This is a genomic window from Vibrio sp. 2130-1 (assembly GCF_033339515.1).
Genome location: NZ_JAWOUT010000563.1, coordinates 1 through 563, shown reverse-complemented (window position 1 = coordinate 563; position 563 = coordinate 1). Strand labels below are relative to the sequence as shown.

Below are 563 nucleotides of genomic sequence, written 5' to 3'. Positions count from 1 at the left end.
GCCAACGTAGTTGTTGTTAAGGAAAGCTCTGAAACACAAATCGCGCTCGCGGTGACGGATCAAATGCTGCTGATAAACAAACAATGATGCGGCAATCAGCACCGTCCAGTAGTAACTCTGGCCTAATTGATAAAACTGCCCTAGCCCCACCAACATCGCCAACGTCACTAACTGTAACACTCCAATGATTAACTTGTCGTGGCGACCGAACAGAATCGCTGTCGATTTGATACCGATTTTTAAATCGTCATCGCGATCCACCATTGCATACTGAGTGTCGTAGGCAATCGTCCACAATGCATTAATCACAAACACAAACCAAACCATCACTGGTAGCTCACCGGTTTGTGCCGCCCATGCCATAGGAATCGCCCAGCTAAACGCTAATCCCAAAAACAGCTGCGGGATATGCGTGTAACGCTTCATAAAAGGGTAGATAAAGGCTAAGACAAGGCCCGCAAAAGAGAGCTGAATCGTTAAGGGGTTCATAGTCAAAACAAGTAAGAATGAGCTCACGGCCAAAACCAAAAATAAGCCAATCGCCTCTTTCGCCGTGACCTTAC

General features: G+C 46.7%; 1 protein-coding gene. It reads right to left on the bottom strand.

The window, feature by feature from the left end; all coding sequences use genetic code 11:
* Positions 1 to 563, bottom strand: a 563-nt coding sequence (locus R7Q09_RS27405) for a 4-hydroxybenzoate octaprenyltransferase (RefSeq protein ID WP_318144115.1), incomplete at both ends; no start/stop codon positions are given.